At 65.8% G+C, this 12056-nt stretch carries 12 protein-coding genes; 8 read left to right on the forward strand and 4 right to left on the reverse strand.

Annotated features, from left to right (window positions below; translation table 11 throughout):
- Nucleotides 1–23 precede the first annotated feature (23 nt).
- Entirely contained in the window at nt 24–1352 is a 1329-nt protein-coding gene (locus ACHMWQ_RS22360) for an NAD(P)/FAD-dependent oxidoreductase (RefSeq protein WP_396309161.1), read from the reverse strand.
- 81 nt (nt 1353–1433) lie between these two features.
- Complete coding sequence (locus ACHMWQ_RS22365) at nt 1434–2447, reverse strand: isopenicillin N synthase family dioxygenase (protein WP_396309162.1); 1014 nt, start codon at nt 2445–2447, stop codon at nt 1434–1436.
- Nucleotides 2448–2550: 103 nt separating this feature from the next.
- On the opposite strand from ACHMWQ_RS22365, the gene ACHMWQ_RS22370 reads away from it, so the two are divergent.
- The 3 genes from ACHMWQ_RS22370 (at nt 2551) to ACHMWQ_RS22380 (ending at nt 6560) form a co-directional block, all read left to right on the forward strand.
- Complete coding sequence (locus ACHMWQ_RS22370) at nt 2551–3495, forward strand: nucleoside hydrolase (RefSeq protein ID WP_354551044.1); 945 nt, start codon at nt 2551–2553, stop codon at nt 3493–3495.
- A gap of 95 nt (nt 3496–3590) precedes the next feature.
- On the forward strand, nt 3591–4247 hold the full coding sequence (locus ACHMWQ_RS22375) for a TetR/AcrR family transcriptional regulator (protein ID WP_396309163.1): 657 nt from the start codon (nt 3591–3593) through the stop codon (nt 4245–4247).
- Nucleotides 4248–4880: 633 nt separating this feature from the next.
- On the forward strand, nt 4881–6560 hold the full coding sequence (locus ACHMWQ_RS22380; RefSeq protein WP_396309164.1) for an EAL domain-containing protein: 1680 nt from the start codon (nt 4881–4883) through the stop codon (nt 6558–6560).
- Nucleotides 6561–6589: 29 nt separating this feature from the next.
- On the opposite strand, the gene ACHMWQ_RS22385 is transcribed toward ACHMWQ_RS22380, so the two are convergent.
- Together ACHMWQ_RS22385 and ACHMWQ_RS22390 are read right to left on the reverse strand one after the other, a co-directional pair.
- The gene (locus tag ACHMWQ_RS22385; protein WP_396309165.1) at nt 6590–7255 is read right to left on the reverse strand and encodes a hypothetical protein; all 666 of its coding nucleotides are present in this window, start codon (nt 7253–7255) and stop codon (nt 6590–6592) included.
- A gap of 3 nt (nt 7256–7258) precedes the next feature.
- Nucleotides 7259–8146, reverse strand: coding sequence for a cation diffusion facilitator family transporter (locus ACHMWQ_RS22390; RefSeq protein ID WP_396309166.1), 888 nt, complete (start codon nt 8144–8146; stop codon nt 7259–7261).
- A gap of 270 nt (nt 8147–8416) precedes the next feature.
- Between ACHMWQ_RS22390 and ACHMWQ_RS22395 the strand changes: the two genes are divergently transcribed.
- From ACHMWQ_RS22395 to ACHMWQ_RS22415, 5 genes are read left to right on the forward strand one after another with little or no spacing between them, the layout of a single operon-like run.
- Nucleotides 8417–8698 carry a PepSY domain-containing protein gene (locus tag ACHMWQ_RS22395; RefSeq protein WP_396309167.1) on the forward strand — a complete coding sequence of 94 codons (282 nt, stop codon included), beginning with the start codon at nt 8417–8419 and terminating at the stop codon, nt 8696–8698.
- Nucleotides 8691–9266: a cytochrome b/b6 domain-containing protein gene (locus ACHMWQ_RS22400; RefSeq protein WP_396309168.1), complete on the forward strand. Its 576-nt coding sequence runs from the start codon at nt 8691–8693 to the stop codon at nt 9264–9266. The genes ACHMWQ_RS22395 and ACHMWQ_RS22400 overlap by 8 nt, the downstream gene beginning before the upstream one ends.
- The gene (locus tag ACHMWQ_RS22405) at nt 9263–9943 is read left to right on the forward strand and encodes a response regulator transcription factor (protein WP_354551051.1); all 681 of its coding nucleotides are present in this window, start codon (nt 9263–9265) and stop codon (nt 9941–9943) included. The genes ACHMWQ_RS22400 and ACHMWQ_RS22405 overlap by 4 nt, the downstream gene beginning before the upstream one ends.
- A complete protein-coding gene (locus ACHMWQ_RS22410; protein ID WP_396309169.1) occupies nt 9936–11294 on the forward strand; it encodes a sensor histidine kinase in 1359 nt (452 codons plus the stop codon). Before ACHMWQ_RS22405 ends, ACHMWQ_RS22410 begins: the two co-directional genes overlap by 8 nt.
- A gap of 33 nt (nt 11295–11327) precedes the next feature.
- Complete coding sequence (locus tag ACHMWQ_RS22415; RefSeq protein ID WP_266330095.1) at nt 11328–12029, forward strand: VIT family protein; 702 nt, start codon at nt 11328–11330, stop codon at nt 12027–12029.
- The last annotated feature ends 27 nt before the right edge of the window (nt 12030–12056 follow it).

Raw genomic sequence — 12056 nt, forward strand, 5'->3', positions numbered from 1 at the left:
TCGGTTCAAAGCGCGCCTTGGCCTCAGACCCCCGTCGTCGGTTGCGGCCGCGTGCCGTCGATGAAGCGCTCATAGCGGAAGGCGCGCGGATCGACGATCGGCGTCGCACCCGTGACCAGATCCGCCGCGAGCCGCCCGGCCGCCGGACCGATGCCGAAGCCATGCCCCGAAAAGCCCGTGGCGATCACCAGGCCCGGATGGGTCGGTACGGTCGAGATCACAGGCACCGCGTCCGGGGTGGCGTCGATCATGCCGGCCCATTGCTGCACCACGGGCACAGTCTTGAAAACCGGGAACACGTCCTGCAGCGCGGCATAGGCGGCGGCGAGCTGGCGCTGGCGGGGTTGCGGATCGAGCGTTCGCGTCTGTTCGAAGGCCATCGCCGCGCCCTCGGCGCCACGCAGGCTCTGGCGCAGGCCGGCCACGAGTGGCGCGCCGAAGCCGAGGCGCATGTGGCGCCATTCGCGCTTCAGGATCGGCACGAAATCGCCGAGGAAGCGAAAGCTGTCCGGCACCACGTCATGCAGGCTGCGGCTGCCAACGGCGATCGTATAGCCGCCATCGAGGCGCTTGCGATAGGCGAAGCGCGGCCCCCAGGCGGCGCCCTCCGGACCATCGTCGACGGGAGCGGTGCGCAGCACCGAGGACCGAATGCCGAGTTGCGGCAGGCGCAGCCCCAGGGTCCGGCAAAGCTGGCTGGACCAGATACCGCCTGCGATGACCACCCGCTTCGTCGCAATCCGGCCTCGCTCGGTGACGACGCCGGATATCGCGCCGCCGCTGGTCTCGACCCCGCGCACGGCGCAATCGGCCAGCAGCACGGCGCCGTCGCGCGCCGCAGCGGCGGCGATCGCCGGAGCGGCCTTCTGCGGCTCGGCGCGGCCGTCGCTGGCGGTGTAGAGCGCGGCGTGAAACGGCCGGGTGGCGCCGGGCAACAAGGCCGCAAGTTCCGGACCCGAGATGATCCGCGTGTCGAGCGCATGCGCGCCGGCGCGGGCGATCCAGCCCCGGTGATGCGCCACGTCGGCGTCGGTCTCGCAGAGATAGAGGATGCCGGTGCGCCGGAAGCCGACATCGCGGCCGACCAGCATCTCCATCTGGTCCCAGAGGCGCATGGCCTCGACGACCAGCGGCAGTTCGCGCGGATCGCGGCCCATGCGGCGAACCCAGCCCCAGTTGCGGCTCGATTGTTCGCCGGCAAACTGACCCTTTTCGCAGACGACAACGGACAGCCCTTCCCGCGCAAGGAACAGGGCCGTGCTCAAACCAATGATGCCGCCGCCAATGACGACGACATCGGACGATGTCGGCTGGGTGTCGGAGGATCCGACGGAATCAGTGGGTGGCCCCAAACTTGGTCCTTTCGCAGTCAGGATGCCGGTGGGCCGGGCGTTTTCCGTCCGGCCCATCGGCTCGAGGCGCAGGATTATGCGCTAGGTCGCCTGCGGGGCAGCCGCCGCGCCCTTGCGGTAGTGATAGTTCTTGTCGATGCGCTCCATCAGATAGTCGCGATAGACCACCGGCTCGTATTTGGCCTGCGTGCCGGCCGGGATGCAGGGCGGCAGCACCTCGATCGTCTCGTCCATCGAGGGATCGAAGAAGAAGGGCTGCGAATAGCGCTCGCGGCCCGAGCGGTTGATGACGCGGTGCGGCGTCGACACGAACAGGTCGTTGGACCAGCGGGCGAGGATGTCGCCGACATTCATCACGAACGTATCGGGAATCGGCGGCGCGGGGATCCAGTCGCCAGCCTTGTTCTTGACCTCGAGGCCGCCGACATTGTCCTGCGCGAGCAGGGTGATGAAGCCGTAATCGGTATGCGGCGCGGAACCGAACAGGCCAGCCTCTTCCGGCTGCGTCGGGTAGTGCAGCAGGCGCAGGAAGGTCGTCGGATTCTCGAAATAGCGGTTCATGCTGTCAGACGGCAGGCCGAGCGATACCGTGATCGCGCTGACCAGCTCGCGCGCCAGGGCGCTCATCTCGGCGACATAGCGATCGATCGTGGCGCGGAAGCCGGGCAGTTCCGCTTCCGAAGGCCACTGGTTGGGGCCTTGCAGCGGTTTGCCTTCCAGCGCGTCCGGATGATCGGCCGCCACCTCATGCATGAAGAAGACGGATTCGCTCTGGTTCGGCTTGCTGACCTTGGCGACCGAAGACGTGACGATGGTCGAGCCGTTGAAGGGCAGGTAGCCGCGGAAGTTCTTGTCGATCTTGAGCTTCAGCTTCTGCTCGTCCGGGAGGGCGAAGAAGGCGCGGCTCATGCTGCGCACGGCCTCGACATCCTCGCTCGGCACGCGGTGGCCCGAAACATACAGGAAGCCGACCGTCTCGAGATAGCCGCGCAGCGTCTCGGCGACGGCGCGGGCGTCAGCGGGATCGCCGGTATACAGCCCCGAAACGTCGAGGATCGGAATGTGCGAAAAATCTCCGCGTGCCTCTGCAACCATGCAAGCCTCCCATCTTGAACATAAGATACAGTACTGTATTCTCGGATCGCGTCGCTTGGCAATAGTCAGGCCCTTCCTCCCACAGCATCGACAAGGAAACGCCGTGGCTCCGCGCAAGATCATCATCGACACCGACCCCGGACAGGATGACGCCTTCGCGCTCCTGTTCGCCCTGGGCTCTCCTGGGGAACTCGAGGTGGTGGGCGTCACGACGGTCGGCGGCAACGTGCCGCTCAAGCTGACGACGGAGAATGCGCTCAAGGTGGTCGAACTGGCCGGGCGCTCCGACGTCCCGGTCTATGCGGGCTGCACCGGGCCGATGGTGAAGAAGTTGATGACGGCCGAATATGTGCATGGCCCGACCGGCATGGACGGCGCCGACCTCCCTGCCCCGTCGGTCGCCGCGCAGGACGAGCACGCCGTCAACTACCTCGTCCGCACGATCATGGCCGCGCCGGAAGGCGAACTGACGGTCTGCACCCTGGGTCCGATGACCAATCTCGCCATGGCGATGGTGATGGAGCCGCGGATCATTCCCCGCCTGCGCGAAGTCGTCCTGATGGGCGGCGGCTTCTTCCAGGGCGGCAACGCCACCCCGGCGGCCGAATTCAACATCTTCGTCGACCCGCACGCGGCGCATGTCGTGTTCGAATCCGGCGTGCCGGTGACGATGTGCCCGATCGATTGCACCTATACCGCCGAGATGACCGTCGAATGGCTCGACCGGCTGCGGGCGACCGGCAAGCGGGCGGCGATCGAGGCGGCCAACATGGCCGATTTCTATCGCCAGTATGGCAGCCACAAATTCGCGACGACGGCGCGGCCGATCCATGACGCCTGCGTCACCGGCTATCTGCTGGCGCCGGAGATCTACGAGCAGCGCCAGTGCAACGTCACGATCGACATCGTGTCGCCGGAGACGATCGGCATGACCGTGGTCGACTGGTGGCATGTCACCGGCCGTCGCCGCAATTGCAACGTGCTGCGCCGGATCGATCCGGCGCCGTTCTTCGAATTAATGCTGGAGCGCATCGGCTCGCTCGACTGACGTCGCAACAGGTTGTGGCCGGATTTTCCGGCCACAACCTCCGCGCGGCTGGGCTATGGTTGTCGCCTGTACGTCACCGATTGCTGGAGCGCGATTTGCCGAAGACCGACCGACCCGCCAGGCAAGGCACCAAGGAAGCGCCGGCCGTTCGGCGCAAGACATTGACGCGCGAAGCCTGGGTCGCCGCGGCGCTCAAGGTGCTCGAAAAGCGCGGCATCGCCGACGTGAAGATCGATGTGCTGGCCAAGCAGTTCAAGGTGACGCGCGGCAGCTTCTATTTCCACTTCTCCAGCATCAAGGACCTGCGCGAAGCCCTGCTGGAAGAATGGCGCGCGCGCAATTGCCGGCCGTTCGAGGCCCTGGCTAGGAACCCGCATCCGGACGGCCTGGTGTTCTTCGAGATCATCGTGCTGACCTGGGTCAACGAGGATCCGTTCAGCCCGCTGCTCGACCTGGCGGTGCGCGACTGGTCGCGCGGATCGCGCAAGCTCGCCGACGAGATGGCGGCGGCGGACGATCTGCGCATCTCGCTGCTGGAGAAGGCGTTCCTCGCGCTCGACTATCCGGCCGACGAGGCGCTCGTCCGCGCCCGGATCACCTATTTCCACCAGATCGGCCACTACACGCTGTATTTCCGCGAGTCGGCCGCCGACCGGAAGCGCTACCAGCCGATCTATGGCAAGGTCCTGCTCGGCCCCAATGCCGAGGCGGCGGTGGCGCGGCAAGCCGTCCCGCAGCGCCAGGACGGCTGAACGCGCACCCTGAAGCGTCAGACCAGCGCACATGCCCCTCGGTGAACGGGCTGTTCACCGAGGGGCAGTCGACAGGGCCGGTCCGATAGCCCACACCTGCGGCGACCATGGTCCATCGGCTGCACCATCCCGTTCCCGGCGTCTTCCAATCCGCCCTCTCCCTGCAGGAGAGGCTTGAAGCCGGCGCCTTTGCACTGGGGCGGTCTGCGCTGATTCTGCGACGCATGGATCTGATGCTGGGCCAGTCCGCACTTCGGAACGTCGGCGCGCCCTAGCGTCCGTCTCGCGGACGCTATGCCGCTCCGCCGGCGTCTGCAACGACAGAACCAGTCGCCCTCCCGCACCGACGTCGCAAGCGGTCGGCAAGGCGTTGCCGAGGCATTTCGATCCGTTTCGAGAGAGCTTCAGGCCGTTGAATGCCTCGCCCGACCCTGTCGCGACAGGCGTCCGCTCCCTAGCGGGCCTCGCCTTGGCCAAGCAGCAAGCAGCGGCGTCGTGCGGTCCGGCACTTGGGCAGGCCGCGCTTCGTCGGGACCCAGGAGGGCTTCAGAAATTCTCTGATAAGACAAGGACTAGAGATGATTTAAATTTCTGTTTTAATCGACATGAAATTCTGGCCGAGAAGATGACCCAATGCAGTGGATCCCCGTTCGGCTGCCCCGACTATCCATCCTCCCTAACGTTGATCGAACCAGCCTCAGCTATGACGGCCCAAGCTTAGCGGCAACTTTGACTTGGTTAATCGCCGGCATTTTCGGCGGGGCGTGCATCGGGCTGATTGCCACCCTCTTGGGTCTGTACACTGTCATCTTGCCGAGCCTGCAATCGAGCGGGGGCCCTTCCACCAACCGGTTGCGTCTGCAGCGCGGAGAAATCCAGGGAGCGTTCGACAGGCTGGAAGCCATTTCCGCAGACCGGTGCTCGCCGGATTTTCTCGCCGAAATGCGGTCCATCGTGCTCGAAACCTACACGATCCGGGACGCGGCCTATCGGCAGGGCAATGTCGTCCTGTGCAGCAGCGGTGCGGGCCAGATCCGAGTTTCCATTGATACCTTCGGCCCCCCTCTCTTTCGAGCGACCAGTGGCGCCGAGACCTGGCGCAACGTCGAACTGCCTTCGGCCCCCGGGGTGAAATCGACCATCATCATGAAGGGAAATTTCAGCCTGATGGTCGCCCCCACCGGCCCGCAGACCCGAGGCGGCAGCCCCGTCAGCACGGTTCTGGTCAATCCCCTGTCCGGCGCCGTCACGACGATCTATGGCCCGAGGGTCGGCCTCAGCGCTGCCGCGTTGCTTTCGCACACGCCGATCCGCAAAGGGCTGCGCATCATTTTTGCGGAATGCCTGGAAAGCTCGTTTGTCTGCCAGGTACAAGTGATTGGTCTGAAAGAAATCTGGCGCGAATTCAGCCTGCCGATCGTCCTACTGGTCCTGCTGGGCTCTGCAATCGGCGGTGGCTTCGCGCTGATATTCCTCCAGATGCAACGCAAGCGGGCGACCTTCGAAAATCGCCTGCGGCGCGCGCTCGGCACCGGTGAAATCTCGCTCGAATATCAGCCGATCGTCGATCTTGGCAGCGGCCGGGTATCCGGCGCGGAAGCCTTGATGCGCTGGACGCTACGCTCGAACGAGAAAATCCCACCGACGGCCTTCATCGCCTGCGCGGAACAAAGCGCGCTGATTACCGACCTGACCTGCTTTGCCATCGAAACGGCGAGCCGCGAACTGCGCAGCCTGCTCAGCGACGAGCCGGATTTTGTGATCAGCATCAACATCGTGTCGCGGGACCTGACGGACCCACGATTCCTGCTGGCCCTGGAGACCCATATCGTGGCCAAGGACATCAGTCCCCGGCGCATCGCGCTGGAACTGACCGAGAGGCAGCCGATCGACACGCCAGGCGCCATGGCGACGATCCGGGCGCTGCATGCCAAGGGCTACCGGATCTATATCGACGACTTCGGCACCGGATACAGCAACCTGGCCTATCTGGGAGAACTGTCGGTCGACACGATCAAGGTCGACATGATCTTCACGCAGAGCGTCGGCAGCGACACCATCCGGGCCCGGCTGATTCCCTCGATCCTCGGCATGGCAAAGGACCTCGGAATCTCCGTGATCGTCGAGGGCATCGAGACGGAGGAGCAGGAGAGCTACTTCCAGTTGTCGGGAGCCAATTTTGCCCAGGGCTGGCGCTATAGCGCCAGTGTCCCTGCCGGAAGTCTGCTCGCCTTCGCCAATTCCAATCAACTGCCCTGGTCGCTTTGCCAGAACCACGGACGGCGTGTGGGATCCCTGGGCGAGGGCGTCTGAATCGGGATAATCCCTTCCGAGAAGGCGATTTAGGGAAGCAGCAGACCGACCCGCATGGTGAAGTCCATCGCCTCCAGGGCGAGCAGCGCGGAGATCGCCGCCCATATCTTGCCGGGAAGCCCCTTGAGCGAAGAAAGCCGCGACGGCGCAGGCTCTCCCTCGGCGCGGCACGCCTCGAAATCGACCAGGAACCGCAAGGACGAACCGGTCTTCGCCGCGTTGTCATGCTGGATCGAATAACGCCCACCCGGCTCGATCGACACCACCGTTCCCATATTGTCCTGGCCGCGGACCTTGGGCCAGACAACGCGGTCGCCGACGCGAAATCTCGGCTGGATCTCGTTCTCGGCCGCCCAGCGCAGCTGAAGCGCCTCCAGCCGCTCGGCCAGCAAGCCGCTGTAGCCGTCGAGGGCGGCGTAGACGGCATCGTTGCAGCGCCACGCCTCATAGCGCGCCAGGTCCCGACCCAGTTCACGGCCGTCCTTGGTAAAATCGCCATAGGTCGCGATGTCGTGCGGGGCGTCGGCAAGCCGGTCGGCCCGGATCAGCCCTGCCTCGTACATCTGCGCTGCCAACTCGGCCGCAAGGCGCAGCCGGTCCGCAAAGGGCACATCGGTCGGGCGCACCAGCCCCGTCATCAACTCAGTCATGGTGGGCACCGTCGCGCCTGGTCGGCTTGGCATGGGCAGCAGCAACGATCATAGGACGACAATTCCCTTGTGCTTGGCCTTGTTGGCCGGCTCGACATGGATACTGACCACGGCGCCGTCAACCGCCGCCTCCAGCGCTGATTCCAGGCGGTCGCAGACCGCATGGGCCGTCGCGATCTTCATTTCGCTGTCCACCACCAGGTGGAAATCGATGAAGGTGGCCGCACCGGCATGCCGGGTACGGAGGTCATGGGCCTCGATCGCTTCCGGCGCCTGGGTGGAGATAATGCCGCGTATCGTATCCAGCGTCTTGGCCGGAACGGCTTCATCGAGCAGCGCGCTGGCGCTTTCGCGCAGCACGCCATAGCCGCTCCAGAGGATATGCAGCCCCACCAGCGCCGCGATCGCCGCGTCGAGCACCACCATGCCGGTGAAGACCACCAGGACGACGCCGACCAGGACGCCCAGCGACGTCACGACATCGGCCAGCATATGCTTGCCGTCGGCCACGAGCGATGCTGACCGGGCGCGCCGGCCGAAGCGAATGATCAGCAGCCCCCACAAGGCATTGATCGCGGTCGCACCCATGCTGACGGTCAGGCCGAGCGCCGGCGCCTCGATCGGCTTCGGGTCGAGGAAGCCGGCCCACGCCTCATGGAAAATGAGGAGCGAGGCGACGATGATCATGACGCCGATCAGCACCGCCGAGAGATACTCGGCCTTGTGGTGCCCGAACGGATGGTTGGCATCGGCCGGGAGGGCGGAAACCCGGATGGCGACGATGGCGGCCACCGAGGTGCCGACATTGATGATGCTTTCCAGGAAGTCCGAATAGAGCGCCAGGCTGCCCGTGACGGCGAAGGCGACATATTTGATGCCCAGCACGACGAAGCTCACCGCCAGACTGCCGATCGCAAACTTCATGGCCTTTTTCATGGAAACCTTCGAGTGCATTGGCGCGGGGCCGGTCGGGCAAGTCTAGCATGGCTTGGTAATGTGACGCCCTTGCAGGACGAAAGCGGCGAAAGCCGGTCCTGAAGGAGCGCGCCCACAAAAAAGGGCGCCCCCTTCGAGATCGCAGTGAGAGCCCCCTCCCCGCCGGGCGTCCGGACCGGAATCGCCGCCTGACAGCGGACTGACAGCTCGTTCCGCCACATTGCGGTGGCCGGCCGGTGGCCGTGCGAAACAGCAACCCCGGAGTTTCCCATGCGTATTGTCTCGACTGTCGCCCTCGCCGCCTTGTCGCTGCCGCTTCTGGCGGGCGTGGCCCTTGCCGGCCCCGCCTGCACCAAGGAGCCCAAATCGGCCTGGATGAGCCAGGAGGCCATGAAGGCGAAGATCGCCGACATGGGCTACCAGAAGATCAAGACCTTCAAGGTCACGGGCTCGTGCTACGAGATCTACGGCTACGACAAGGCCAACAAGAAGGCCGAGGTCTATTTCAACCCGGTCGACGGCTCGATCGTGAAGGCCGAGATCGGTGATTGATCGCGGCGAGACAAGCGTCTCGCCCACGGATTGCCCGGTCGCCCCGAAAGGGGCGGCCACGATCCGCGTCTGGGACCCGATCGTCCGGCTCTTTCACTGGACCATCGTCACCGCCTGCATCCTCAACCTGTTCACTCTGGAACCCGGCCACGCGCTGCATCGCGCCGCCGGCTATACGGTCGCCGCGGCACTGGCGATCCGCCTGGTGTGGGGCTTCATCGGCACGCGCCATGCCCGCTTTTCCGATTTCTTCCCGACGCCGCGCCGGCTGCTGCCCTATCTGCGCGCCCTGGTCCAACGCCGCGAGCCACGCCACCTGGGTCACAATCCCGCCGGCGCGGTCATGATGATCCTTCTCATGGTCCTGCTGTCGGGCGTATGCTTGACCGGTTGGATGATGGGCCTCGACGCTTTCTGGGGCGAGGACTGGCTGCAGGAAGTGCATGGCACGCTGGCAAATGCCATCATGGTGCTCGCGCTGTTCCATGCCGCCGCCGCGCTGTTCGAGAGCTTCCGGCATCGCGAGAACCTGGTTTTGTCGATGGTGACGGGTCGCAAGAAGGCATGAGGATCCTGCTCGTCGAAGACAGCCCGCGCCTTCGCGAGCTCCTCATTGAAACCATCCACAAGGCGGAATGGCGCGTGGACGGCGTCGAAACGGTTGCCGACGCCCGCGCCGCCATCGCGGTCGCGCCCTATGACCTGCTGCTCGTCGACCTCGGCCTGCCGGATGGCGACGGGCTCGATCTCGTCCGCGGCATCCGCGCCGATGGCCACACCATCCCCGTGTTGATCATGACCGCGCGCGGCGCGGTGGATGAACGGATCGCCGGCCTCGACGCCGGCGCGGACGACTATCTGGTCAAGCCGTTCAACCATTTCGAGCTGCTGGCGCGTTGCCGCGCGCTGCTGCGGCGCGCGCCGGCGCATGTCGCCGACCTGATCGAGCTGGGCCATGTCGCCTTCGACCCGACCAGCGCCGTCCTGTCCTGCGCCGGGGAGACCGTCGCGCTGTCGCCGCGCGAGCGCTCGGTGCTCGCCGTGCTGCTGCGCAACGCCGGAACGGTCGTACCCAAGGAGCGGATCGAGGCGAAGCTCTCCGAATTCGGCGATGAGCTTTCCGCCAATGCCATCGAGCTTGCCATATCGAGGCTTCGCAAGCGGCTGGAGGGAATCGAGGCCGGCCTGGCGATCGAGACGGTGCGCGGCGCCGGCTATCTCCTGCGGGACCTCACCCATGGCTGAGCGGGCGGCGCGCCGGCCCGGCCTGGTCGCGACGATCGCCTGGCGCATCGTCTTCTTCGCCGTCGTGGCGATGGCGGCGCAACTCGTCATCGTCTTCGCCGACTATTATTTCGACGATTCCGAACTCGGCTCGCTGATGATCGAGCGCGAGACGGCGCTGCTGGCGCAGGGCATCTCCCGCAAGGATGGCCAGTGGGCCTTCGAGTTGCCGGCTTCGATCGGAGGGTTCGGCCCCGACAGCCCCACCCGCGTCGCCCGCATCCGAACCCTCGATGGCACGCGGATCTTCTCGAATTGCGGTGATCAATGCCGCGAGCATCTGCTGCCTGAGGAGATCGATCCGCCGGATCGCTGGACACGGCTTCTGAGCCAGGGCAAGCCGATCGCCGTGGCGGGCGGACGGTCCATGCAGATCGACGGCCAGGAAGTGGTGATCGAGATCGCCATCCTCGACAAGAACGAAGCGGTGATGTGGCGCGCACTGGGTCACGAATTCGCCGATCACCTCGCCATCCCCATGCTGCTGCAACTGGTGCTGGTCCTGGGCGGTTCGCTCGTCTCGACCTGGCTCGCAATGCGGCCGGTCAAGGCGGCGGCGCGCCAGGCCGGAGCCATCGACCCGCTCGACCCGGAGCACAAGATCGACATCAGCCAGATGCCGAGGGAAGTCGCGGAGCTGGGCGTGGCCGTCAATCGCTCGCTCGCCCGCATCGGGCGGCTGATGCGCGAACAGAAGCTGTTCACCACGGCCGTCGCGCATGAGATCCGCACGCCGCTCGCCATGTTGCAGCTCGAGCTCGGCCAGATCGACAGTCCCCGCGCCCGGCGCATGGAAAAGGACGTCGAGGGGCTCGCCCGGTTCGTCGGCCAGATCACGGCGCTCGGCCGCCTCGAGGCGATCGAACGCAAGGGCTTCAAGCCGATCGACCTGGCCCAGCTTGGCCGGGGCGTGGTGGCCTCCATGGGCCCCTGGGTCTACGATCATGCTCACGCGATCGCCTTCGTGGAAAGCGACGCCGGGGCCATGCTGGGGGATCGCGGGCTCCTGGAGGACGCACTGATGAACCTCATCACCAACGCCGTCACCCACACGCCGCCCGGCACCGATATCGAGCTTTGCGCCGGCCCGGGCCCGCGGATCGCGGTGGTCGACAAGGCGGGCCTCTATCACGTTGCGACAAGCGACGATGCGCCGATGGCCAAGGCCGGTGACAGCCTCGGCATGGGCCTTGAGATCGTCAAGCGGATCGCCGCCCTGCATGACGGCCGTTTCGCGATCTCGGCCGATCCGGCGATCGGCACGATGGCCGTGCTGACATTCCCGCCGTTGACTCCCAAGCCCACCCCATAAACTCCGCTTCCCCCCGCACCCAGGAAACCGAAGATGCCACGTCATTTGACCCACCGGGAAAACCATCTGGTCCATCGCATCGGCTGGCTCCGAGCGGCGGTGCTCGGGGCCAATGACGGGATCCTCTCGACCTCCAGCCTGATCGTCGGAGTCGCCGCGGCGGCGTCCGGGCCGAGCGAGATCCTGCTGGCGGGCATCGCCGGCCTGGTGGCGGGCGCCATGTCGATGGCCGCCGGCGAATATGTTTCGGTGAGTTCGCAGGCCGACACCGAAAACGCCGATCTCGACCGGGAACGGGCGGAACTGGCGACCGATATCGAGGCCGAGCGACAGGAACTCGCCCAGATCTATGAGCAGAGGGGATTGGACAGCGCTCTCGCCCGCCAGGTGGCCGAGCAGCTGATGGCAAAGGATGCGCTCGGCGCGCATGCCCGCGACGAGCTCGGCATCTCCGAGATCACCACGGCCCGACCCATCCAGGCGGCGATGGCATCGGCCGCGACCTTCTCGATCGGCGCACTGATGCCGCTGCTGACAGCGTTGATCGCGCCGGCTTCCTGGGTGGTGCCGGCGGTGTCGATCGCCTCGCTCGCCTTTCTGGCCCTGCTCGGTGCCATCGGCGCCAAGGCCGGTGGCGCGAATGTGCTGAAAGCCACGATCCGCATGACCTTCTGGGGCGCGATCGCGATGGCGATCACCGCCGGCATCGGCGCGGCCTTCGGCACGGTCGTCTGAGGCACCCTCGCGTTCAACGCAAACACC

The organism is Kaistia sp. UC242_56 (assembly GCF_044452255.1).
GTDB classification, from domain to species: Bacteria; Pseudomonadota; Alphaproteobacteria; order Rhizobiales; family Kaistiaceae; genus Kaistia; species Kaistia defluvii_A.